Origin of the sequence: Myroides sp. DW712, assembly GCF_046557355.1 — a bacterium.
In the GTDB taxonomy this organism is placed as follows: domain Bacteria; phylum Bacteroidota; class Bacteroidia; order Flavobacteriales; family Flavobacteriaceae; genus Flavobacterium.
In genome coordinates this window covers 127,254-152,275 of sequence record NZ_JBKFDO010000008.1, presented here as the reverse complement: position 1 = coordinate 152,275, position 25,022 = coordinate 127,254, and the positions used below count along the sequence as shown (strand labels likewise).

Below are 25,022 nucleotides of genomic sequence, written 5' to 3'. Positions count from 1 at the left end.
GGAAGGTTAATACAAACAAATGTAGGTAAATTAATGAGAAAATCCGAACGATACACTAAGAATGATAACCGCGATAACAAGTAGAGTTATGGCAACATATAAAGCGTCTTTTTCGAGTATAAAAGAAAACAACGACAGTACTAAACGTAGAGCTGGGGTCAAGAATAAAAGTAAAATACCCAAGAATATAATCGATTCTCCATTCCACTCCTTGATTCCTTCTAGGATATTTTGGAATACCACGAATAGATTTTGATCTTTTTCAATGAATGTTGCGTAGGAAACAACTTGCTGGGAATCTTTGACTAGTAGAATAATACCTCCCAATAAGGTTACTGTTAATGCACTCAAGACGCCATAGCGCAATACATTTCCGATGATGCTTTGTAATTGATTATCTGTAAATTTAAATGTACTCATAGTCTAGATTTTAGATTTTTCCAGTAATTCCGTTGTAAATCATATTCAATGCAATAATAAAAATTAGTACAGCAAAGAACATTTTAAGTTTTTTGGTATTGGCTTTCATCAGAACTTTCGCTCCTACCATTGAGCCAATCAGTACACCAATGATGACAGGCATGCAAATCGATGGTTCAATATATCCTTTTTGGATGTAGATCACGGAACTGGCGATTGCGGTTACTCCCATCATAAAGTTACTGGTGGTTGTGGATACTTTAAAAGGTACCTTCATAATGGTATCCATGGCAATGACTTTAAATGCACCTGACCCAATTCCCAATAAACCAGACATCATACCCGCTACTCCCATCATAGTAAAACCACCAAGGATATTCGTCATACTATACTGTACTTTCTCGCCATTTGCTGTAGGATAATTTCCTGCGAGTTTAAGTTTTTTGGCTAAAAAGCTACCGTTTTCGGGAAGAACTAGGTGATCTTCTTTTTTGCGAATGGAATTAATCGAGGAGAAAATTAAGGTTGCTCCGAAAATAATGGCAAGTAAAGAAGTAGGAGCATTGGTTGAGAGTAGGGCGCCTACAACAGCACCAATGGTCGTTGCTATTTCGAGAAACATCCCCAAGCGCATATTGGTAATTCCCTCTCGGACATAGGCAGATGCTGAACCCGAAGAGGTAGCGATAACCGCTACGAGCGCTGTTCCAATGGCGTAGTGAATGTCCACGCCTAAAAAAACAGAAAGCAAAGGAATTATAATAATACCACCTCCAAGTCCTGATAATGAGCCGATAAAACCAGCTGCAAAAGCACCTAGAAATAGAATTAAGATAAAAGTTAATACTGACATGTAATGGATTTTTTTGGTGAGAGGTAAAAGTATTAATTATTATAAAAAACAAAGAACAAAAAGGGAGTTATCTCTGTTTGGACATTTATCATTTGGGATAAAATCCCATTTAATAGAATTTAACTCGTAAATTTGCAACAAAAGAAAAGATAAGAAATGAGTAAAGATTGGTTAACTGTTTTTCAAGGGCAAGCCCCTGCTATTATTGCAGGTCCCTGTAGTGCTGAAACACCAGAACAACTGTTGCAAATCGCCCGTACTTTGCCTCAAGAGGTAAAGGTATTTCGCGCGGGAATTTGGAAACCAAGAACTAAACCTGGAGGATTTGAGGGAGTAGGAGCAATTGGTCTTGACTGGATGAGACAGGTTAAGGAAGAAACAGGTTTGTTGTTAGCCACGGAAGTTGCCACTGCTGAACATGTCGATTTGTGTTTGCAAAATGATATCGATATTTTGTGGATTGGCGCTCGTACTGCGGTTAATCCCTTTTCTGTACAAGAAATAGCAGATGCACTAAGAGGTACAGATAAAATTGTAATGCTTAAAAATCCAATTAACCCCGATTTATCCCTATGGATGGGTGGATTGGAACGATTGGAAAAAGCTAATATTAATAAATTAGGATTAATCCATCGCGGATTTAGTACCTATGAGAAGACAAAGTATAGAAACATACCCGAATGGCAAATTCCGTTAGATATTAAGTCTGAATTGCCACATATTCCCATTTTCTGTGATCCTTCTCATATTACGGGGCGTCGCGATCGAATCTTAGCTATTTCGCAATTGGCGCTAGATTTAAATTTTGATGGATTGATGATTGAAACGCATTGTAATCCGGATAAAGCGTGGAGCGATCCTGCTCAACAAGTGACACCTGAACAATTACAAACCATTGTGCAAACTCTTAAATTGCGCAATGTTACAGATGATACAGAAGAATACTTGCAAAAATTGCAAACCTATCGCATCCAAATAGATGATATGGACAGCAAAATACTAGACTTATTGAAGAAGAGAATGATGATTTCTGACGCTATTGGTTCACTAAAACGCGAGCGAAATGTTGCTGTTTTCCAACAAGAACGATGGAATAGTATTGTGGAAAAAATGATGAAAGAAGGGGAACACCTCGGATTTACAGATGAGTTTATTCGCACTATTTATACGGCTATTCATCAAGAAAGTATTTATCGTCAGGATCAAGTGATTAATAGAAAAGATGAAGAATAAAAACAGAGAATTATACAGAAGAACAAGACCAGGTATTTTTCTACCTGGTCTCTTTTTTTTGGCTAGATTTTAAAATATATTTGCCTTATGAAAGGAACGGTTTATAAATCAACGGGAAGCTGGTATCTAGTAAAGGGAGAGGATGGACAGTTTTACAATTGTCGCATCAAGGGAAAGTTTCGTATTAAGGGAATTAAAAGTACGAATCCAATTGCGGTTGGAGATCATGTGACATTTGAGCTAGAAACAACCAATGATGCAACCACAGGAGTAATCCACGAGATTGCACCACGTATGAATTATATTGTTCGAAAATCAGTGAACTTATCCAAACAAGTACATATTATTGCCTCGAATATCGATACGATGTTCTTGATTGTGACTATTAATAACCCCGTGACTACAACGAGTTTTATTGATCGCTTTTTAGTTACTGCTGAAGCCTATGGAATAAAAACAGTCTTAGTATTCAATAAGATTGATACCTATTCAGAAGATGCCTTGGACGAACAATTGTATTTACAATATGTGTATAGTCAGATTGGCTACGAGTGTTTACGTGTGTCAGCTCTAGAATCAAAAGGATTAGAAGCAATTAAAGAACGCATGGTAGGTAAAGTATCCATGTTCTCTGGTCATTCTGGTGTTGGAAAATCAACTTTAATTAATGCTATTGAGCCAGGATTAAACTTAAAAACGGCACAAATATCAGAACAACATCAACAAGGACAGCATACTACTACTTTTGCGGAGATGTTTGATTTAACCTTTGATGCAGCCATTATTGACACCCCAGGAATCCGAGGATTTGGTGTAGTGGATATGGAACCGCAAGAAGTAGGAGATTACTTTCCAGAATTCTTTGCCTTAAAAGAACAGTGTAAATTCAATAACTGTTTGCATCGAGAGGAACCTCATTGCGCAGTTAAAGAGGCGTTAGATCGGGATGAATTAGCCTGGTCGCGCTATAAAACGTATATTCAAATTCTCGATGGAGAAGAAGAACAGTATCGCACAGATATTTATAAAGACGGAAGAAACCAAGAAGAATAATCTTGGTTTTTTTTTGCCTCTATTTTGTAATAAATGCAACAGATTGAATTTTAGAATAAGAGGAGTAATGTGTGTATTTTTTATTTAATTTATTTAAATTAGTGTTTTATTCTGTGTTTTTTTAATTTTTTATATCTGAAAAAAAGTCTGAAAATAACATATATTTGTGGTTAAGTTAAAATTAAATCAATATGTATCGTTATTGTTGGGTATTGTTACTCTCATTCTCTTTGTTTGCACAGAAAAATAGCGTGCTCACAACAGAAATAACCGATGAATATAAACAAAATGCTTATTCGATCATCAATGAAGAAAGAGTTGAGGTAAAAGTCACCGCTATCGATCGTTTTAGCGTCAAGACACGAAAGGTAATTACGGTCTTAAACGAAAAGGGACTAGAGGATTTGGGATTTGATGAGTATTACAATAAAAATCGAAAAATAAAAAGTATTCAAGTATCTGTATTGGATGAGCAAGGGAAGTCTATTCGTTCACTAAAACAAAAGGATTTCACCAATTATTCACTGAGTCAAGACATGAATATTACGGATAGTCGCTTGTTGCGTTTTGATTATCGACCAGCAAACTATCCTGTTGTTTTTGTTTTTGAAAGTGAAGTCGAAGCTAAAAATACTGCTTTTTTACCTAAGTGGTATCCGATTCAAGGATATCAACAATCCGTTTTGTATGCTGTTTTTTCAGTCGAAGTACCCGCTGATATCGCCATGAACGCGCATTTATTCAATCCTTCTTTTTACCCGATTGAAAAGACAACAACAGCAACAACGGTACAATATACTATGCGCAACTTTCCGGCTCTCGTTCATGAGAGCTTAGCTCCAAGTCTACAACAATTTGTTCCTAAGGTACTGGTGGCCTTAAATAAGGTAAATCTCGAAGGGGTAAATGCTTCATTTTCCAGTTGGGAAGAGTTGGGAAATTGGTACTATCAACACTTGATTAAAGGAACCGATGTTTTAAGTACGGAGACGAAAAAGAAAGTACATGAATTAGTGCAAGGAGTAGAAGATCCCGTAGAAAAAGCTAAAATTCTGTATGCCTATATGCAAGAAAGAACTCGTTATATCAGCATTCAGTTGGGAATTGGAGGCTGGAAACCTATGTTGGCAAAAGATGTTGATATTTTAGGATACGGAGATTGTAAGGGATTAACCAATTATTTAAGAGCACTGTTAAAGGAGGCAGGTGTACAATCTTACCCTGTTTTAGTTTATGGTTCAGCTACTCCGTTAAATATTGAGAAAGAGGTTGTTTGTTTGCAGGGAAATCATATGATTTTGGCTCTCCCTCTTGGTGACAGCTATCAGTGGATTGAATGTACAAGTCAAAAAAGTCCTTTTGGTTATATCGGTGGATTCACGGATAATCGAGATGTACTGGTGGTAAAAGAAACAGGAAGCGAATTGGTTCGAACAAAGCACTATACATTAGAAGAAAGCAAGCAAGAGAGCAATGCGACAATAGTGCTAGATGAACAAGGAAATGCTAAAGTTAATTTACATATAGAATCTATCGGAATTCAGTTTGATAATCGTTTTTTTATTTCTTCTATGAATTCCAAAGACAAAGAAAGAGCGTATAAACGCCTGTTAGATGATTTTAAGAATGTCCAGTTTTCAAAATTAGAAACTTCAATTGAAAAGAGTCAGGTTAAGTATATCGAAGACTTAGATTTTACTGCTGATCGTTATGCACAAAAATTAGGCGATCGACTGGTTTTTTCTTTAGCCAATTGGAATGCAACATCCGCTAAGTTAACCAATGCCAGGAATCGAATCACGCCTTTTACGCTGCAATACGATTGGAAGGATACGGATGAAGTAGAAATAAAAGTACCTGAAGGCTATGATTTAGATATTCTTCCATCACCTATTGATATTAAGAGCAAGTATGGGATATATCGTGCAGATTTTGAATATAAGGATCAAAAACTCTTCTATAAGAGAACTAGACATAATATAGGTGGAATTTATGAAAAAGAAGATTATATGGACTATAGAGCGTTTAGAGAAAAAATAAACAACGCTGACCAAGTAAAAATAGTGTTGAAGAAACAAAAATAAGAGATGAAAAAGTGTATCGTATTGTTCTTACTTCTTGTAAGTTCCGCAGTAGTGCAAGGACAATCTTTTTTAGGAAAAGTGACGTTAGAAGAGTTGACACAAGAAAAGGATAGTCTTTATCCTGAAGCAGATACTTCGATTTTGAATGAAGAAGGCCTAGTGTATTTTGAATACTTTCCAGAGATTGGCTTTAAGATGAATCAAGTTGTTAGTCGGAAAATAAAAGTCTATACCAAAGACGGAATTTCTTCTATTGATTTAAGCGTGCCTTACTATATTGGTAACGGCGTTACAGAATTGGTAAAGATAAATGACGTCATTACCTACAATGAGAAAAATGGAAAAATAGAACGAAGTAAGATTAAGTCAAATGCTATATTTGACGATAAGAAAAATGAGAATTGGAAAATAAAGAAAGTAATTATTCCAGATGTAAAAGAGGGGAGTATCATAGAATATACGTACACGGTAGTTAGTGATTATTTTAATATCATTCCTGCATGGAATTTTCAACGAAGCATACCTATTCACAAGTCGACGTATGAAGTTCGAATTCCTGAATTTTTAGTGTATACTACGCGTGTAAAAGGAGGAATCAAAATAAATAAAATCAATAATGTAGAAACCAAGGCGATTCGCTTAACGAATACATATCCTTATAAAGAGGTACGGATGAAAGAATCTGTCCATAAGTATACGGTAACTGATGTTCTTCCTCTAAGAGAAGAGCCTTATCTTGATAATATTGATAATTATCGTGCGAGTATTCAATTCGATTTGAGCATGATTAATTATCCTAACCAAAGACCACGAGTTATTGCACTAAGTGAGAGTGATTTAATCAAGTCTATTTATGAGGGGAACGGATTTAAAGACCAATTAAAACAAACAAAATATTTTGAGAAAGTCATTAATCTCCAAGATTATGAAGGATTAACAGAAGAAGAGAAAACACAAAAGGTTTTAGCCCTTGTAAAGAATAGCGTATCCTGGAACGAAAAGTTTGGCTATTTAACCAGAGATGGAGTAAAAAAGGCCTTTGAACAGAAAACGGGAAATGTGGCAGAAATAAACCTAATGTTAACCAGCATGTTGCGTTATGTGGGGTTGAAATCGAATCCTATTTTAGTGAGTACGGTAAATAATGGAATTGATTTGTCTTTTCAAAAAACAACATTTAATACTGTATTGAGTAGTGTAGAAATTAATCAAGCTACCTTGCTCTTAGATGCTACTGAAAAGTATACAGATATCAATATTGTTCCACCGCATAATCTAAACTGGGAGGGAATTCTAATCAAAGACAATGGACAGTTTTTTAAAGTGAATATGATTCCTAACTTTCATTCTGTTTCTTCTGAAAGTTTTGTTTTTAATTTGTCCGAAGATGAAACAAGCGAAGCAGGATCAGGGCAGGCAATGTTTACGTACAAAGATTATATTGCTTATTTTGCACGAACAAAAAGACAAGGACAGAGTGAGGAACAAATCTCGAATGAATTAGAAAAGACTTATAAAAATATGGATGTCAAAGGAATTCGAATCTATGGGCAAGATGATCTTTCTAGGGCCTATAGTATGCGCTTTTCCTTTGATAAAGCAAATGCAGTTTCTAGAATTGGAAATGAAATATATTTTAATCCCATGCAATTTTTTGGGTTAGATGCCAATCCTTTTCAAGCAGAAGAACGAGTAATGCCTATTTCATTTAGGCTCCCCTATGTTGATGTTTATAAACTAACCCTAACTATTCCACCTTCTTATACCATCGAATACCTGCCTGAAAATATGGATTTATTTGATCAAGCCACAGGATTAAAAGCTTTTTATAGTGTAGAAGAAGTAGAAGGTAAGATTGTATGTAGTTTTGAATGCTCTAAATCTCTGGTTCATGTAGAGGCTTCAGATTATAAAAAAGTAAAACAGTTTTATGATAAGATTCTAGAAAAAATAGAAGAACAAGTGATTTTGAAAAAGAACTAACAAAAGAGCTACCTCTACAGCGAGGTAGCTCTTTTTAATTAACCAAAAAATTAAAAATTAGAAAAATAATACGTATTACCAAAGCGATAAGTGGCCATTGCTAGTAATAAAACGTCCTTCACGTGTTGGGAAAGCGTTGTGTCTTGAAGAACTGCGGTTTCCATTTCTTTAGAATAGGCGATAAAAAGAGCCGTATCGTGGAGATGAAAGAAGGTAGTTGTGTATTGTTTTGCAATGGGGATAAAATGTTCTCGGTCTTCGTTTTTTTCAAAAGCATAGTGTTGAGTATAATCAGCATCACTTTTGGCAGGATGGTCAGAGTTAAGCTTGGCTAAGAATGCAACGGCCATTTCCTTGTCATAGGTGGCATCAATCCCTATCTTTTTCGCTTGCTGGTGGATTTTATCATATAAAACAGCCGATAGTTCACTGGATGGAATTGTTGAAAGGGTGGTGTCTCTCAGTACTTCATTGACTAAAATGTAATGATAATATCCGAGGAAATCCATCGTATTTAATTTAAACTCCGCAGTTTTAATACCTTGAATATCCGACACGATCAAATGATGATACGATGTTGTTTCACTAGCGGCACGTATTCCTTTTTTTGAAGTTCCGCTTCCTATTGCCTCCGAGGCAGAAGCTGCCGCGCCAATTACTAACGCCTCTTTCCAATCGCTTTTTGTTCCGTGTTTTACCACATAGGCCGCCACAGCTTTGGCATCTGCTGAAGCTACGCGTTTGAGCCAACCCCAAAAACCAGCGGTTTTTGGAGTGGGTAATGCTTGTTGCTTTTGCTCATATTTCGCGCTAATTTGTTCATAAATACTGTGGTCTTTCGATTGGGGGGCGGTTGTTGGCATATTTGCCTGATCAGAATTACACCCTGCAAATAAGGGCATAAAACTTAGCATAAGTAGATATACTTGTTTCATGTTTGTCTGTGTTTAATTAATCCTTTTCAATAGAATAAATGGTTCAGGACGATCGAGTATAACACACATACAATCCCATCAAGATGACTCTGTACAATGTGTTGTCTCGTTGAAGCCAATAGAAAACAATTGCCATTGTTTCTATTCGCAGCATCAAGGGATTAACGTTGGCCAATTAATCGAACATACACCTGAATTGTAGTAACCTGTTGCTATGTCGAATGAAGATTTCTTTTTGCGCAACGATTAAAATAGGTGTGCTATTGTAGTTTGCCCATCAGTATGGTCTTGTTTATGATGGGAAAAGTTCATTTTTTTATTTAGGATATAACCTAAAATTAGGCCAAAGGTTTTTTTGTAAAGTTAATAGAAAGTTAAAGTAAGTGAGGATGTTAGAAATGTATAGAAAATAGAAGTGTCTTATTTCTTATTTATATTCATGGTGTGTGAGGTATCTCTGGGGGATAAACAAACTGAAAGCGAAAGTAAGTTTGCTTTCTTTTGGTGAGGAGGATAAATCCTCTCTAAATAGCACCATAAACAGAAGTAGTTTTGTATTTTTGAATAAGGATAATCTAAAAAGTCTATACGTGATGAATAAGGTGGTACTAATTGCCTTTGGAATTTTAAGTTGCACTGCGATAGCGCAGCAACAATCAAATGTAGTATCGAATACAGTAACGGTAGCGTTCTTGCGAAATGAGAAGGTCTTACCACAGGCTGATGCGGTAATCTTGAATGAAGAAGGGATGGTAGAGTATGAATTTGATGAAGAAAGCGGATTTAAAATCATCCAGAATGTAAAACGCAGTGTGCTGATTGTCAATAAAGACGGAATCAGCCATGCCAGTTTACAAATACCCTTTTATTTTGGACGATTGGCAAAAGAAGAAGTAGCTATTGAATACTATAAAATCTATCGAATAACAAATGGAAATGAGCAGCTTATAGCAATTGAAGAGGCTGCTAATACCAAAGTGGAAGAAGATTTTTATCTCAAAGAAATTAAAGTAGACGACATTCAAGCAGGGGATCGTATCGAATATAGTTACACGAAAAAAATACCAACTATTGACGCAATTCCAACCTGGTATTTTCAAGATCAAATACCTAAATTAAAAAGTAGCTATACCGTTAAGATTCCGGATAATTTAACGTATCTCATTTCAACAACAGGAAGTCTCCCGTTACATGAAACAAAGGAAGTGACCCAAGAATCACGCAATTTATCTTCGTCTAGATGGGGGACATCGTATCGATTTAAAGAAGCGATTCTTCAGTACAGTGCAACTAATATCCCAGCATTGGAAGAGGAACCATTTATGGACTATGCTTCAAGTACTAGTTCGATTCGTTTTGATTTGATTCAATTTCAATACCCTATGAGCCCTTCTGTGGTTATTCCTCATGAGCCTACTGCTGTGGCAAAGGAAGTGTATAAGAGTAGAAATGTAGGAAGTGAACTGCGTTTAGACTCCTATTGGATTAAGCAACTGAAAAACTTTCCGTTGGTCGATGGGAGTGAACAAGAAAAGGCCGAGCAAGTCATTGCTTTTGTACAAAATAAGATTAGATGGAATAAACAGTATGGTTATTTTGCCGAAAAAGGAGTAAAACGAGCCATGAATCAAGGAGAAGGCAATGGAGCAGATATTAATTTAGCTATTATTGGTGCTTTGGGGGCAGTGGGAATTCAAGCGGAACCGATTGTACTGAGTACACAATCGAATGGCCCCGCACCCTTGTTGTTTTCTCGCTTTATCAATCACTTGATTGTGGGATTCAATGCGGATAATCAGTTTTATGTCGTTGATGGAACTATGCCTCAAGCCATGCTAAATGTGTTGCCTTTTAATGATTTAAACGGAGAAGGTTGGATGATTTCTGATCAGTATGCAGTAACAAAAGTAGAGCTAACTCCTAAACAAATTTCTTTTAAACAAGAAGAATTTCAGTTGCAGTTGGAAGAATCTGGACAGGTGACAGGACAGATGAATAGTACCCTTACCCGTTATGAAGCCTTGAATTTTCACACTAAATTCGGTGAAGACCCACACAATAAAAGTCGAGCAATCATTGAAGCTCGTAGCCCGCAACTGTTTTTAACAGAAGAGAGAATCACCCCAAAAAAAGGAGAAGTGGAACTGGCCTATCAGCTGCTAAAGTTTAACTTTGCAACGCGAGATGAGCAAGAAAAAACGCTAACATTTAATCCGATGGAGTTTTATCGAGATAAAGAAAATCCGTTCGTTAGTGAAACAAGACATACGGATATAAATTTTATCTATCCTTTTATGGACATTTACAAAGTAACGATTCAGCTTCCAGCAGGATACCGAGTGAAGCAGTTGCCAGCGAGTAGCGTATTGACTGGTCGAGCCATCGGAATGAATATGACATATGAGACAAAAATCTTAGATTCCAATCACGTGCAAATTGGCTTTACCTTACGCGTGACGAATCCAGTTGTGGGTAAAGAATACTACGGTGAATTACGTTCTTTTTACGACGATATGAGTGAAAAAATGAACGAATTCATTGTATTAGAACAACTAAATAAAGAAGAAAAAAAGTAAGAATTGAGAATAGTAATACAACGAGTAACAGAAGCATCTGTTACGGTCGAAGGAGAAATCACGGGAAGCATTGGTCGCGGTTTGTTGGTATTTGTCGGTATAGAGGAAGTGGATACGAAACAGGATATCGAATGGCTGTCCAGTAAATTGGTGAACTTGCGCATCTTTGAAGATGAGGGAGGGGTAATGAATAAAGCCGTGCATGAAGTAGATGGAGACATACTTGTGGTAAGTCAATTTACCTTACACGCCTCAACGAAAAAAGGAAATCGGCCGTCTTACCTTCGCGCTGCAAAACCTGACTTTGCCATTCCGATGTATGAGGATTTTATTGCTCAGGTTGAGCGCGATTTGAATAAAAAAATACAAACGGGACGATTTGGAGCAGATATGAAAGTAGCCCTGCTCAATGATGGCCCCGTAACTATTTGTATCGATTCTCAAAATAAAGAATAATGAAAAGTACACTGATTAAATTTAGCCTGTTTACGGTTATCTATATTTTATTTTCGTGGTTTATTGCCACGGATTTTGTTTGTGCCTTAAAGGGAGATCCGCTGTGTTTGCAAAATGTGGCTATTCGCTATATTATCTTTATGATTTTGATGGTCGTATATGAAAAATGGGTAAAACACAAGCTGTTTAAAAAGAAAGGAAAATAGGTGATGGGTAATGCGTGATGGGTCATGGAACATTCCCTCACCAAACCACACCAAACCAATAAAAAAACAACAAAAAAATGAATATACAAGACGCACAACTAGCAGTAGATACGTGGATCAAAGAACATGGGGTTCGCTATTTTAACGAGCTGACTAATATGGCTCAGCTAACAGAAGAAGTAGGAGAGGTAGCTCGTATTATCGCTCGTCGATATGGAGAGCAATCGGAAAAAGAAAGTGATAAAAATAAAGATTTGGGTGAAGAATTAGCGGATGTTGTATTTGTAGTTTTATGTCTGGCCAATCAGACTGGGGTAAATTTACAAGATGCTTTTGACAAGAAGATGGATTTGAAAACCAAACGAGATCACGATCGTCACCACAACAACGAAAAGTTAAAATAAACAAAGTACGGATGCAAGTTCACTTACAACAAACCGCTTTGAAATCAGGACAAACACTTGAGCTAGCTGGAAGTAAATCGGAGAGCAACCGCTTGTTGTTGCTACAACAATTATTTCCTGAACTCGTTGTGGATAATGTTGCAGATTCGGATGATGTAGTGGCCATGCAGACAGGATTAGCCTCTGGAGCTTCGCAGGTTGATGTGCATCATGCTGGAACAGCCATGCGTTTTTTAACGGCTTATTTTGCGGTTTGTCAGAATCAAACAGTAGTGTTGAAAGGAAGTGAACGCATGCACAATCGCCCCATTGGTGTTTTGGTTGATGCTTTGCGAAGCTTAGGAGCTCAAATTTCGTACGTGGAAAAAGAAGGATATCCACCTTTGTCGATCCGTGGAATTTGGGCGGAAGGAGGGAGCATCGATATTTCTGCAGCAATCAGTAGCCAGTATATCTCGGCTCTCTTGCTAGTGGCAACTCGTTTTAAAAAGGGACTAACCTTGCATTTAAAAGGGGAAATTACCTCCCGACCTTATATCGAAATGACGCTGTCTTTACTTGATGAATTGGGAGCAAAGACTTCTTTTATCGGGCAAACTATTACGGTACTTCCCCCCGTAACCCTTCAACAAACCCACTTTACAGTAGAGGCGGATTGGTCGTCTGCTTCTTATTACTATTCGCTACTGGCGCTATCTCCTCTTGGAACAACACTGCGTTTGGGAAAATACAAAAAAGTTAGCTTACAAGGGGATGCCGCTTTGGTGCGTATCTATGCGAAATTAGGGGTGGAAACACGTTTTGACGCAGGTGATTATATACAGCTCGTTAAAAAGGAAAGGGAACAACCGGCTTTTGACGCTGATTTTAGAGATACACCCGATTTAGCACAAACTGTTGTAGTGAGTTGTTTTGGTTTGGGTATTCCTTGTACTATTCGAGGACTACATACGCTGAAAATTAAAGAAACGGATCGGTTAGTAGCCCTGCAGAATGAATTGAGGAAGTTGGGCGGAGACTTACAGATTACTGCGGATAGCTTGACGTTGTCTGCAAAACGACAGGTCGTCCCCGCTGGTCAAGCCATCGACACCTATCAGGATCACCGAATGGCTATGGCTTTTGCTCCTTTAGTCACTCAAATGGACTTGTGGATAAACGAGGCGGACGTGGTCACTAAGTCCTATCCTGTCTTTTGGAAGGACTTGAAAAAATTAGGTGTTCAAGTGATTGAAAGTAAGTGAGATAGAAAAAAATACCGCTAAAAACTTGACAACCCCTATCTCAAGGTTGTATATTTGTAAAACTTGAAAAGAAGCGACTTCTTTTTATTGAACTAATTAAAATTGTTTTCAATGAAGTTATCAAACTTTAATTTTGATTTGCCAGAAGAATTATTGGCAGAGTTTCCAGCTGAGAATAGAGATGAAGCTCGTTTAATGGTTATTGACCGTAAAGCGGGGACAATCGAACATAAATTATTCAAAGATGTGGTGGATTATTTTGGAGAAGGGGATGTCATGGTTTTAAATAATACGAAAGTATTTCCTGCACGTCTTTATGGAAATAAAGAAAAAACTGGTGCTAGAATTGAAGTTTTCTTATTGCGTGAATTAAACGAAGAACAACGTTTATGGGACGTACTTGTAGACCCTGCGCGTAAGATTCGAATTGGAAATAAATTATATTTTGGAGAAGATGATTCTCTAGTAGCTGAGGTCATTGATAATACAACATCTAGAGGTAGAACGTTGCGCTTTTTGTACGATGGTTCGTATGAAGAATTCCGCGCAAAGTTGCAAGAGTTAGGGGAAACTCCAATTCCAAAATACATCAACAGAGAAGTAGTTCCAGAAGATGCAGAGCGTTACCAAACGATTTATGCGAAAGAAGAAGGTGCAGTAGCTGCCCCAACAGCAGGATTACACTTTTCTAAGCACTTGATGAAGCGCTTGGAAATTAATGGAATTAAATTTGCTGAAATTACACTACACATCGGATTAGGAACGTTTAACCCGGTAGAAGTAGAAGACTTGTCAAAACACAAAATGGATTCCGAAGAATTTGTGGTTTCTCAAGAAGCTTGTGATGTGGTAAACCAAGCCAAAGAAACCAAACACAGAGTGTGTGCTGTAGGAACAACGTGTATGCGTGCTTTAGAAAGCTCGGTTTCTTCGAGTCAAACGCTTAACCCTTTCAGAGGATGGACAAATAAATTTATTTTTCCTCCCTATGAATTTAGTATTGCAGATTGTATGATTACAAATTTCCACATGCCAAAATCAACCTTATTGATGATGATTTCTGCTTTTTGTGGTCATGATTTAATGATGAAAGCATACAAAGAAGCGGTGGAAGAAGGCTATAAATTTTACTCTTACGGAGATGCGATGTTGATTTTGTAAATCAACAAAAAATATGATATTGATAAAAAATCCCTTGCAATTCCAGCAAGGGATTTTTTATAAGTAGAAAATAGTAGAAATATTGATAAAAATTCTACATTTACAAAAACCAAAATAGTAAACCATGAAATTTGAAAATACGTTAGCTTTTGCTCAGAATCTCGACGCTAAAGATAGCTTGTCAAACTATAGAAATGAATTTAATTTCCCTAAAGTCAATGGGAAACAAGTGATTTACTTTACTGGAAATTCACTTGGACTTCAGCCGAAACGCGCAGTAGATTATGTAAATGAAGTGATGACGGATTGGGCAGAGTTAGCTGTAGAAGGACACTTTTATGCGAATAAACCTTGGTGGGACTACCACGAAAGATTTAGTGAGCCTTTAAGTAAAATTGTAGGAGCAAAACCTTCAGAAGTTACGGTAATGAATACGTTAACGGTAAACCTTCATTTGTTGATGGCTACATTCTATCAACCGAAAGGAAAACGCATCAAAATTTTATGCGAAGAAAAAGCATTCCCTAGTGATCAGTATTTAATTCAGACACAGGTCAAATGGCACGGATTAGACCCTAAAGAGGTGATTGTTGAGGTAAAACGCAGACCAGGAGAACACAATTTTAGATTGGAAGATATCTTGGCAAAGATAGAGGAAGTAGGAGATGAGTTGGCTTTGGTGCTAATGGGAGGTTTAAATTATTATACAGGACAAGTATTGGATATGAAGACCATCACGGCTAAAGCACATGAACATGGGGCATATGTTGGATGGGATTTAGCTCATGCTGCTGGAAATATTAATTTGGAGCTACACAATTGGGATGCGGATTTTGCCGCTTGGTGTAGTTACAAATATATGAATTCGGGACCGGGTAATGCTTCGGGCTGTTTTATCCATGAAAAACACCATACCAACAAAGCGCTTGTTCGCCTTGGCGGATGGTGGGGACACAACAAAGAAAGACGTTTTTTGATGGAACCAAAGTACGATCCTATTGAAGGGGCGCATGGATGGCAAATTAGTAATTTACCAATCTTGACGTTGGCTCCTTATTTAGCATCCGTAGAGCTATTTGCCGAAATTGGGATGCCTAAGTTAATTGAAAAGAGAAATTTAATTACGGCTTATTTAGAGTTTATCATCAATACCATTGGTGCTGAGGTAGGGGGGAATTTTGAAATAATCACACCAACAGAACAAAGTGAACGCGCCAGTCAATTGTCTATCTTATTACATGGAGAAGGACGCGCCTTGTTTACTTATTTAATGGAGGCTGGAGTCATTGTGGATTGGAGAGAACCTAATGTAATTCGCCTAGCACCCGTACCTTTGTACACAAGTTTTGAAGATATGTATCACTTTGGACAAATCTTAAAAGAAGGAATTCTAAGTCAAAACTAATTTTGAGTAAACCCTGTGATTTAATTTATAAATTTGCAGCGAAAAATAACAGCGTACGATATGTCAACAAAGCAACAAAAAATAGAGACTTTTGATCCGTCTCAACCTGGATTAGCAGATGCAACTATTTATGGTTTGCCATTTACAGCAGAAGAAAGTGAAATTATTGTCGTTCCCGTGCCTTGGGAAGTAACGGTAAGTTATGGAGCAGGTGCATCAGATGGACCCGCAGCAATTCTGGACGCTTCTTACCAAGTAGACTTGCTACACCAGAAATACCCTGAATTGTGGAAGTTGGGCATTTATTTTGATGAAGCACCAGCACATTGGCAAGAACAAAGTGCCCAATATAAAACGCTAGCTCAACCTATTATTGAAGCCTTAGAAAATGGGGAGGATTTAGCAGATCATCCTAGTTTACAAGAGAGCTTGAATACCATCAATCAAGTGTGTGATACGTTACACAAAGAAGTGGAGGCAAAAGTGGCGGATTGGATGAGTAAAGGAAAACGCGTGGTGCTATTAGGAGGAGATCACAGTACACCACTGGGATATTATAAAGCAGTAGCGAAACACCACGATTCATTTGGAATTTTACACTTTGATGCACATATGGATTTGAGAGAAGCCTATGAAGGATTTACCTATTCGCATGCTTCTATCATGTTCAATACGTTGCAATTACCTCAAGTGGAGAAAATTGTCCAAGTGGGAATTCGCGATTTCTGTGAACAAGAGGTGGATGTAGTGAAAACCTCTGGTCGTGTTTTGGTTCATACCGATGCAGATTTGAAGCAAGATGAATTTGAAGGCATGAGTTGGAAAACAAAATGCAATCAAATTATCGACTCCTTGCCGCAAAAAGTTGTTATCAGCTTTGATATTGATGCCTTACTACCTTGGTATTGCCCCAATACTGGAACACCAGTGCCTGGTGGATTGACCTTTGAACAAGCCACGTATTTAATTACGAGACTGTCTGAAACCAAGAAAGAAATCATTGGAATGGATTTAGTCGAAGTGGCACCAGGTGAAGATGATTGGGATGGAAATGTAGGGGCAAGACTCTTATTTCACATGTGTGGAGCATTCGCAAAATCACAAGGATTGGCTGTTGGAAAGGAATTAACGTTTGAAAAATAAAAAACAATCCCTTTTAAAGGGATTATTTTTTTTCATTTGCTTTGATAATAAAGCAGTTGATTAGCGTTAAAAGGATGGCAAATGTCAGTAAACTATAGACCAGTAAGCCATCAATAGAAAGGATAAACTGACAAATATACCAGCAACCTGTTAGTAGAATAACGATGATCCAAATTAAGTTTTTCATTACGGTTAAGAGTGTAGGCTAAAAGTAATCGATAATGAAAAAAGCAAAAAACACTATTCAAATATTAATTAGGTAATTATATTAAAGATTCAAATATTGAAAGGGAATATGGGGAAAAGTATTGCAATTGTAGGGAGTGGTTTGGTTGGAACGGTGTTAGCCATTGCACTCAAACAACAAGGACATCAAGTTTTTGTATATGAAAAAGGAGACGATATTCGCACCATTGATTTTTCAGGGCGATCGATTAATTTAGCCCTTTCGGAACGTGGATGGAAAATGTTGAGACGGGTTGGACTCGAAGAAAAGGTGCGCCAGTTTGGAATTCCCATGCATCAACGCGCTATTCATCACGTCGATCGAGAAGAACAACAACCCTATGGTATTCACGGCGAATCCATCTGGGCGGTTTCACGGGGTGGGTTGAATAAGAAATTAGTCGATTGGGCAGAAGAGATAGGGGTTCAGTTTGTATTCCATACGCCTATTTGGAGTGTGGATATGAAAAGAGGAGTGCTATATACGAGCGAGAAAGAACAGCACGTGTGGAGTGAAATTCAACATGACATCATCTTCGGTGCTGATGGAGCGTATTCTAAAGTGAGAAACCGCTTACAGCAACGCAGTCGATTTGAATACCAACAATCTTATTTGCCAATTGCTTATAAAGAGCTGATGATTCCAGCAAAAGCAGAAGGTGGCTTTGCTATGGATGAACATTCCTTTCACATTTGGCCACGGAAAGACTTTATGTTGATTGCCTTGCCCAATATGGAGGGCTCGTTTACGTGTACTTTATTCATGCCTTATCAAGGAGCTGTGTCTTTTGATTCTATTCAAACGCCAGAAGAAATAAAGACCTTTTTTCAAACGCATTTTCCCGATGCCTTACAATTAATGCCTGATTTGTTGGAACTCTATCGCGATAATCCCGTAAATGCATTAGTGACCACAAGATGTTTTCCGTGGGTATACCAAGATAAAGTAGCTTTAATTGGCGATGCAGCTCATGCTGTGGTGCCTTTTTATGGACAAGGACTCAATGCTGGACTGGAAGATGTAGATGTATTGCTCGATTGTTTGCAACGCAATCCAGAGAATTGGACAGAAGCCTTGGATCAGTACCAACATTCACGCAAAGTGAATGCAGATGCTATTGCCGAGCTATCCTATCGCAACTTTAAGGAAATGAGCGAACAGACCGCTAATCCCTTGTTTTTGTTGCGCAAAAAAATAGAAAGCAAGTTTGCTAAAAAATACCCCGATTTGTGGTTGCCTTTGTACGATCGTGTAACTTTTAGTCAAGGTACGTACCAAGAAGCGTTAGCTATTGGAGATCAACAAGCCAAAATTATGGATGTGATTATGGCGATAGAAGGGATAGAAAAACGATGGGATAGCAGCGAGATAGAAGAAAAAATAAAACAGTTGATAAACGAAAATAGAGGATGTTAATCCTCTATTTTCGTTTTTTGGACGTCGTATTTCTACTGGTGGTTTTTCTAGTTGTTTTAGGAGGAGTAGGTCCCCCTATTAATTTCGTGAGTAAACTAAAGGCTCCTTTGATGAAGGTGGCACTTGTGACAACTTTTAGCACACTTTTAGTAAGAGTGGGCTCTTCTTTTTTAGCGGTAGCAGTTGGTTTTGCCTCTGGTGTTGCTTGCTCATTTAGGGCTTCACTTCGCCTTTGTAACACCTCATATGCACTTTCAGTATCGAGCGTTTGGTTGTAACGCGTTACTAGTTTGGATTGGTTTAGGATGGTTTTGATTTCTTCTTCGGTTAAGATATCCATGCGGCTTCTCGGTGCACGCATCGTACAAACAACCAAAGGAGTAGGTATTCCCTTTTCATTTAGTGCGGTAACTAAAGCCTCTCCTGTTCCCAATTGGGTGATAATTTCATTTGTTGTATAGTAGGCAGTAGAAGGGAAGTTCTCCGAAGCAGATTTGATGGCTTTTCTATCTTTTTCTGTAAAAGCACGCAAGGCATGTTGAATTTTAAGTCCCAATTGAGCTAAAACACCCTGAGGAATATCGGTTGGATTCTGCGTGATAAAGTAAATTCCAATCCCTTTAGAGCGAATGAGCTTAACAATGGTTTCAATTTGAGTTAATAAAGCTTTGCTGGCTTCATTGAAAATAAGGTGGGCTTCATCAATAAAAATAACTAATTCTGGTTGTCCACTATCTCCTTGTTCCGGCATTTTGTTGTACACTTGAGTCAACAGATTAAGCATAAATGTAGAAAATAGCTTGGGTTTGTCTTGAATGTCTGTTAAACGCAGAATATTAACATAGCCACGACCTTGGTCGTCATACCGCATCAAATCACTTACATCAAAGGAAGGTTGCCCAAAGAATATATCTGCCCCTTGTTGCTCCAATTCGATTACTTTTCTCAGAATAGCGTTCGTCGAAGCAGGTGAAATACGTCCATATTCGCCTTCAATTTCGGATTTCCCTTCATTGGTTAAGTACTGTAATAGTTTTTTAAAGTCTTTTAGATCAATTAGTTCAAGCTGTTGATCGGCGGCAAATTTAAAAAGTAGTGCGATGATTCCCGCTTGTGTATCGTTGAGTTCAAGTATTCGACTCAGTAAAATGGGACCAAATTCGGCAACGGTTGCGCGTAATCGCACCCCCTCTTGTTGGGAAAGAGTGAGTAATTCAACCGGAAATCCGCTAGGTTCAAAGGGAATATTCATCTGCACATGGCGATTTTGGATAAAATCATTGGATATTCCTGGTTGGGCAATACCACTAAAATCACCTTTTATATCCATCATTAACACGGGAATTCCCTTTGAGGCGAGTTGTTCGGATAAAACTTGGATGGTTTTTGTTTTTCCTGTACCGGTTGCTCCTGCGATTAATCCATGGCGATTAAAGGTCTTTAACGGTAGATTGACAAAGGTATCTGCGACAATTTTTTGATCCAAATTTGCGCAACCAATGGTAATAAAATCAGTTTTATGACTATAACCATTTATGATATCAGTTTTAAAAATCTCTAGGCTCATTTTGAGTATTTTGTATAATTAAAGATGATTTTTAGCAAAATACACAAGTAAACATGAACAAATGTTATAAATATTAAATGTTAAATGTAACTGTGTTGGTGAAATAAAGATAGTAAAATTCATTTAGACTTATTATCTTTACCACTGCTTACTATTTTTTAAAAGTTAAGGTAAGTATAAAAAAACTTATGTTAAGTCAAGGTTAGCTTATTTTAAAAAAATGGATTTTAATTTTTTTATTTCATCTAAAAACATAAATTTGCGACACTGATGACTTTAAAAAAGTAAAAAAGTAATAAGTAATAATTGAAAAAAAAGAATTAAATTTTAAAAAGATGACAAACGTATCAAACGAATCAGTTGAAAAAGTAGGGTCAAGCTCAGGAGCAAGTAGATTATTTGCATCATTAGCCGTTGTATTATGTATTGTTTTTGGTTACCTTATTTGGCAATTCGTAATGGGTAATCCAGCGAACTTTGAAAATGGTGATCCAGCAGGACATCCACTACCAGGTAACTTCATGGGGATGGTTTATAAAGGAGGACCCGTAGTTGCTGTGTTAATTGGTTTATTAACTATGACAATTGTTTTCTCAATCGAGAGATTTTTAGTGATTTCTAAAGCTTCAGGAAAAGGAGATGTTGGGAAATTCGTAAAAGAAATCCAAGTTTCTATCAATGAAGGAAGAATCGAAGAGGCTATGGAAGCTTGTGATACTCAAAAAGGGTCAGTAGCTAACGTTGTTAGAGCTGGTTTAGTGAAGTATCAACAAATGAAAAAAGAAGGATACAACAGCGAAGAAGCTACAGAAGCTATCCAAAAAGAAATCGAAGAAGCTACAACGCTTGAGATGCCAATGTTAGAGAAAAACATGATCGTATTGGCTACGTTAGTATCTATCGGTACATTATGTGGATTATTAGGAACAGTAACAGGGATGATTAAAGCGTTCTCCGCTTTAGCGACTTCTGGTACTCCTGACTCAGCTGCATTAGCAACAGGTATTTCTGAGGCGTTAGTTTGTACTGCAACAGGTATTGGTACTTCAACATTAGCGATTGTAATGTATAACTCATTTACTACAAAAATTGATAGATTAACTTATTCAATTGATGAAGCTGGATTTGCTATTACTCAAGCATACAGAAGATTCAAAGGATTAGTAAAATAATTTTAGAATAAGTATTAATTATCTTATATTGAAAAATATAGGAGTTAAAATAATTTATCAATGGCTAAAGGTAAAATGAAAAAGAAGAGTATGAGCGTAGATATGACCGCAATGTGTGACGTGTCATTCTTACTCTTAACTTTCTTCGTATTAACATCGACAGCAAAGCTTCCGGAGCCATTACCAGTAGATACACCAAATTCAACCGTTCAAACGAAATTACCTGAAAGTAACTTAGCAACTGTTACAATCGGGGGAGAACCAGGTGATGAAAAGGTTTTCTTCGGAGTTGTAGGTAAAGAAGATCGTATTGCTACGCTTGAAAAAATGGGTAGTCGTTATCAGATAGAGTTTAGTGATAAAGAAAAAGAAGTATTTGCTTATACTGAAGGTATCGGAACTCCTATTAACGATTTGAAGAAATTTTTAAATCTACCTGCAGACGTTAGAAACAAAGTTGGTGCAGACCAACCAGGTATTCCAACAGATTCTGTAAACAATCAATTGAAAGATTGGGTAGAGATGGCACGTGTAGTGGCAAAAGAAAGAAATAACAAAGTGTTAGACGTTGCAATTAAGGGAGATGCAGAAGCAAACTACCCAGCAGTGAAAAACGTTATCGATATCTTGCAAGCCCAACGTGTAAATAGATTCTTCTTAGTTACAGGACTTAGAAACGAAGATTTTTAATCATTAAAAAATTAAACTGTAAATGGCTGAATTAAATACAGGCGGCGGAGGCAATAAGGACAAAAAAGTAAGAAGTAAAAAACAAAATGCCGGAGTAGATTTAACTGCGATGGTGGATTTGGCCTTCTTATTGATTACGTTCTTTATGTTGACGACATCTATGAATAAGCCTCAGTCTATGAATCTTGCGATGCCAGATAAGGATGCAGATACTGAAATAGAGGAGGAAAAAACAAAAGTAGATGAGAACCGTACAATGACCATACTAATTGGCGGGGATAACAAACTGAAATGGTATATGGGTATGGTAAACAACCCATTAGAAGGACCTACAGATCAGACCTACGGTAAAGCAGGAATTCGTCAAGTATTGTTAGAGAAAGACAAAGCCGCTTTAGCTTATTCACAAAAAGCAGACCAAGGGTTGATCGTAATCATCAGAGCTAGTGAAAAAGCTACGTATCGCAACTTAGTTGATATTTTAGATGAGATGGCTATCTCAGGTATTAAATCATATGCATTAGTAGATATCACAGCTGAGGATTTAGAAATATTAGGTGAGAAGTAGTTAACGTTCTGAGAAATTAAGAAATTATGTCAAAATTAAATATCTTTAAAAAGGATTGGGTTGATATTATCTTCGAGGGACGTAACAAGTCTTACGGAGCATATCAATTGCGATCTGAAAACCCAAAAGTAACCACTGTAGCTTTGTTCTCAGGAATTGCTTTGTTCGGTTTAGCATTGGTTTCCCCAATGTTAATCGATATGGCAAAAGGAACTTTTGGAAACAATAAGGTGGATAAGTTGGATAAGGTTATCGAAATGGAAAATATAAATTTACCAGATAACACACCACCCCCTCCACCACCACCACCAGAGGATGTACCACCACCTCCACCACCTCCACCAGCAGATGAGGTTAAATCAATAAACGATACGAAAAAGTTTACTGAACCTGAAATTGCGAAGAAAGAGGAAGTGAAAGAAGAAATCGCCAAACAAGAGGATTTCAAAGATGCAGAGGTTGGTAAGAAAGACCTGAAAGGGGATAAGGACAAAGGGGAAATCAAGATTACCGAGAAAACAGGAGAAGCGGATAAAGGAACTGGGTCTGGTGGAGACGGAGATGGAAACGAAGTTTTCATTGCTGTACAAGTGCCAGCAGAGTACCCTGGAGGAATGCAAACGTTTAATAAACAATTTATTCAACGTTTTAGAACCCCAGACATCGATTCAGGTGTGAAATCTATTCGTGTTATCGTTATGTTTATCGTTGAAAAAGACGGATCTTTAACCGATATCAAAGTTGTACGTGACCCAGGTTACGGAGCTGGAAAAGAAGCAGTACGCGTGTTGTCTAACATGCCGAAATGGAAACCAGCGGTACAAAACGGTAAAACTGTTCGATCTCAATTTACATTGCCAATTACAATTCAAGTACAATAGTAATGTTTAACAATAAATTCAAACAAAAATCGCTTTTACAGCGATTTTTGTTCTTTTTTGGACTCTTGTTTTTTCTTCTTTATTTGTTCTGCGGAATAGCACTTATCGTAAGTAAGTCATTGCCCTTTCAAATGGAAGATAATCATCGAATATTATTCGGGATTGTTCTGATAGTCTATGGTTTTTTTAGATTCTACCGCTTGTGGAATACTAATATGGGAAAAGATTAAAAAAAGCTTCGAATTATTCGAAGCTTTTTTTATTCCTCCTTTTTATGTTAAAAAATACTTTTATTTTTTCCTTCTTATAAAGAATATCTATCTTAGACGAAAGAAAATGAGCAAACTAAGTTTTGTTCTAAATTTGTTTTATATGATTCAAGGAAGAAGCGCTGCTAGAATAGGAATTTTAGCTGGTGTTTTAGCAACAACGAGTTTGTTCTTTCAATGTAAAGATAAAAACACAACCCCTGCTGATACCAATACGGAAGCAGTTTCTCAGGAAGAAACGTTATTAACGGGCAAATTAACCATCGGAGTAGATGAATCGGTGTTTCCTATTGTGGAAGATGTAGCAATTCTATTTGAAAATGAATATAAACACGCGAAGTTGAACTTGCTTTCTAAGTCGGAACGCGAAATCATTAATTTACTGTTCTCGGATTCAATTCGAGTGGCTGTGTTGCCACGAGTAATGACAGAAGAAGAACAAGAGCACTACAAAGGAGTTGTTGCCCCTAAACAAACGCATTTCGCTAGTGATGCAATTGTTTTTGTAACAAGTAAAACAGCAACAGATTCAATTGTTGATTATACAGCAATCTTGAAAAAATTAGAAACAGGACGCGTAAGCGAAGAAGATTCTTTCTTGGTTTTTGATAACTATAATTCTAGCGTTTCTGCTTCTTTCCGCAAAGCAACGGGTTTTGATGCTTTTCCTAAAGATTACGCCTATTTCTTGAATACCACAGAAGAAGTAATCGATTATGTGGTGAAGAATCCCAAAGCTATTGGTGTAATTGGATTGAATTGGCTGACACAGCCCAATGCCGAGATTCAAAAAAATATTGAGGCGGTAAAAGTCTTAGCGGTGAAAAACACAGCAGATAACCGATACTATAAACCAAGTCAAAACAATATTGCTGAAGAAACTTATCCTTTGATTCGCAAACTATATGTTTGGGATATGCAAGGAAAAAATGGCTTAGGAACAGGATTTGCTTCGTATATTGCTGGTTATAAAGGACAACGTATTGTTTTAAAATCAGGCTTGTTTCCTTTTAATACACCACCTAGAGAAATTGTAGTGACCAAAGAAATTAAATAATAAACCACATACTTATAAAA

23 protein-coding genes are annotated in these 25,022 nt (G+C 37.2%); 18 read left to right on the top strand and 5 right to left on the bottom strand.

Annotated elements, in window-relative coordinates:
• Window positions 1-30: 30 nt before the first annotated feature.
• Together ACLJX0_RS08555 and ACLJX0_RS08550 are read right to left on the bottom strand one after the other, a co-directional pair.
• A complete protein-coding gene (locus ACLJX0_RS08555; protein ID WP_410879781.1) occupies window positions 31-420 on the bottom strand; it encodes a DUF1634 domain-containing protein in 390 nt (129 codons plus the stop codon).
• A 10-nt stretch (window positions 421-430) separates the two neighbouring features.
• The gene (locus ACLJX0_RS08550) at window positions 431-1,273 is read right to left on the bottom strand and encodes a sulfite exporter TauE/SafE family protein (RefSeq protein WP_410879780.1); all 843 of its coding nucleotides are present in this window, start codon (window positions 1,271-1,273) and stop codon (window positions 431-433) included.
• Between the two features lie 156 nt (window positions 1,274-1,429).
• Here ACLJX0_RS08550 and ACLJX0_RS08545 point away from each other — a divergent pair, with 156 nt between their 5' ends.
• The 4 genes from ACLJX0_RS08545 (at window position 1,430) to ACLJX0_RS08530 (ending at window position 7,626) form a co-directional block, all read left to right on the top strand.
• Window positions 1,430-2,506, top strand: coding sequence for a chorismate mutase (locus tag ACLJX0_RS08545; protein WP_410879779.1), 1,077 nt, complete (start codon window positions 1,430-1,432; stop codon window positions 2,504-2,506).
• Window positions 2,507-2,593: 87 nt separating this feature from the next.
• On the top strand, window positions 2,594-3,559 hold the full coding sequence (gene rsgA, locus ACLJX0_RS08540; RefSeq protein ID WP_410879778.1) for a ribosome small subunit-dependent GTPase A: 966 nt from the start codon (window positions 2,594-2,596) through the stop codon (window positions 3,557-3,559).
• A gap of 191 nt (window positions 3,560-3,750) precedes the next feature.
• Entirely contained in the window at window positions 3,751-5,643 is a 1,893-nt protein-coding gene (locus ACLJX0_RS08535) for a DUF3857 domain-containing protein (RefSeq protein WP_410879777.1), read from the top strand.
• Window positions 5,644-5,646: 3 nt separating this feature from the next.
• Entirely contained in the window at window positions 5,647-7,626 is a 1,980-nt protein-coding gene (locus tag ACLJX0_RS08530) for a DUF3857 domain-containing protein (RefSeq protein ID WP_410879776.1), read from the top strand.
• A gap of 50 nt (window positions 7,627-7,676) precedes the next feature.
• Here ACLJX0_RS08530 and ACLJX0_RS08525 read toward each other — a convergent pair whose 3' ends face one another.
• A complete protein-coding gene (locus ACLJX0_RS08525; RefSeq protein WP_410879775.1) occupies window positions 7,677-8,561 on the bottom strand; it encodes a hypothetical protein in 885 nt (294 codons plus the stop codon).
• A 593-nt stretch (window positions 8,562-9,154) separates the two neighbouring features.
• Here ACLJX0_RS08525 and ACLJX0_RS08520 point away from each other — a divergent pair.
• The 8 genes from ACLJX0_RS08520 to ACLJX0_RS08485 all read left to right on the top strand — a co-directional run bounded on the left by ACLJX0_RS08520 (window position 9,155) and on the right by ACLJX0_RS08485 (window position 17,156).
• Entirely contained in the window at window positions 9,155-11,137 is a 1,983-nt protein-coding gene (locus tag ACLJX0_RS08520) for a DUF3857 domain-containing protein (protein WP_410879774.1), read from the top strand.
• A 3-nt stretch (window positions 11,138-11,140) separates the two neighbouring features.
• On the top strand, window positions 11,141-11,593 hold the full coding sequence (gene dtd / locus ACLJX0_RS08515; protein WP_410879773.1) for a D-aminoacyl-tRNA deacylase: 453 nt from the start codon (window positions 11,141-11,143) through the stop codon (window positions 11,591-11,593).
• A complete protein-coding gene (locus tag ACLJX0_RS08510) occupies window positions 11,593-11,799 on the top strand; it encodes a hypothetical protein (protein WP_410879772.1) in 207 nt (68 codons plus the stop codon). The genes dtd and ACLJX0_RS08510 overlap by 1 nt, the downstream gene beginning before the upstream one ends.
• 77 nt (window positions 11,800-11,876) lie before the next feature.
• A complete protein-coding gene (locus tag ACLJX0_RS08505) occupies window positions 11,877-12,203 on the top strand; it encodes a nucleotide pyrophosphohydrolase (RefSeq protein ID WP_410879771.1) in 327 nt (108 codons plus the stop codon).
• An 11-nt stretch (window positions 12,204-12,214) separates the two neighbouring features.
• Window positions 12,215-13,447, top strand: coding sequence for a 3-phosphoshikimate 1-carboxyvinyltransferase (locus tag ACLJX0_RS08500; RefSeq protein ID WP_410879770.1), 1,233 nt, complete (start codon window positions 12,215-12,217; stop codon window positions 13,445-13,447).
• 111 nt (window positions 13,448-13,558) lie between these two features.
• A complete protein-coding gene (gene queA, locus ACLJX0_RS08495) occupies window positions 13,559-14,608 on the top strand; it encodes a tRNA preQ1(34) S-adenosylmethionine ribosyltransferase-isomerase QueA (protein WP_410879769.1) in 1,050 nt (349 codons plus the stop codon).
• A gap of 124 nt (window positions 14,609-14,732) precedes the next feature.
• Window positions 14,733-16,013 (top strand): kynureninase, encoded by a 1,281-nt coding sequence (gene kynU, locus ACLJX0_RS08490; protein ID WP_410879768.1) that lies wholly within the window; start codon window positions 14,733-14,735, stop codon window positions 16,011-16,013.
• A gap of 60 nt (window positions 16,014-16,073) precedes the next feature.
• A complete protein-coding gene (locus tag ACLJX0_RS08485) occupies window positions 16,074-17,156 on the top strand; it encodes an agmatinase family protein (protein WP_410879767.1) in 1,083 nt (360 codons plus the stop codon).
• 22 nt (window positions 17,157-17,178) lie between these two features.
• Here ACLJX0_RS08485 and ACLJX0_RS08480 read toward each other — a convergent pair whose 3' ends face one another.
• The gene (locus ACLJX0_RS08480; RefSeq protein WP_410879766.1) at window positions 17,179-17,343 is read right to left on the bottom strand and encodes a hypothetical protein; all 165 of its coding nucleotides are present in this window, start codon (window positions 17,341-17,343) and stop codon (window positions 17,179-17,181) included.
• A 108-nt stretch (window positions 17,344-17,451) separates the two neighbouring features.
• Here ACLJX0_RS08480 and ACLJX0_RS08475 point away from each other — a divergent pair, with 108 nt between their 5' ends.
• Complete coding sequence (locus ACLJX0_RS08475) at window positions 17,452-18,798, top strand: FAD-dependent oxidoreductase (protein ID WP_410879765.1); 1,347 nt, start codon at window positions 17,452-17,454, stop codon at window positions 18,796-18,798.
• Window positions 18,799-18,802: 4 nt separating this feature from the next.
• Here ACLJX0_RS08475 and ACLJX0_RS08470 read toward each other — a convergent pair whose 3' ends face one another.
• Window positions 18,803-20,365 carry a helicase HerA-like domain-containing protein gene (locus tag ACLJX0_RS08470; RefSeq protein ID WP_410879764.1) on the bottom strand — a complete coding sequence of 521 codons (1,563 nt, stop codon included), beginning with the start codon at window positions 20,363-20,365 and terminating at the stop codon, window positions 18,803-18,805.
• 335 nt (window positions 20,366-20,700) lie between these two features.
• Between ACLJX0_RS08470 and ACLJX0_RS08465 the strand changes: the two genes are divergently transcribed.
• From ACLJX0_RS08465 to ACLJX0_RS08445, 5 genes are all read left to right on the top strand, one after another.
• Entirely contained in the window at window positions 20,701-21,537 is an 837-nt protein-coding gene (locus ACLJX0_RS08465; RefSeq protein WP_410879763.1) for a MotA/TolQ/ExbB proton channel family protein, read from the top strand.
• A gap of 60 nt (window positions 21,538-21,597) precedes the next feature.
• A complete protein-coding gene (locus ACLJX0_RS08460) occupies window positions 21,598-22,227 on the top strand; it encodes a biopolymer transporter ExbD (protein WP_410879762.1) in 630 nt (209 codons plus the stop codon).
• 22 nt (window positions 22,228-22,249) lie between these two features.
• Window positions 22,250-22,795 carry an ExbD/TolR family protein gene (locus ACLJX0_RS08455; RefSeq protein ID WP_410879761.1) on the top strand — a complete coding sequence of 182 codons (546 nt, stop codon included), beginning with the start codon at window positions 22,250-22,252 and terminating at the stop codon, window positions 22,793-22,795.
• 26 nt (window positions 22,796-22,821) lie between these two features.
• Window positions 22,822-23,676, top strand: a complete 855-nt coding sequence (locus ACLJX0_RS08450) for an energy transducer TonB (RefSeq protein ID WP_410879760.1) — start codon at window positions 22,822-22,824, stop codon at window positions 23,674-23,676.
• A gap of 372 nt (window positions 23,677-24,048) precedes the next feature.
• Entirely contained in the window at window positions 24,049-25,002 is a 954-nt protein-coding gene (locus ACLJX0_RS08445; RefSeq protein ID WP_410879759.1) for a PstS family phosphate ABC transporter substrate-binding protein, read from the top strand.
• The last annotated feature ends 20 nt before the right edge of the window (window positions 25,003-25,022 follow it).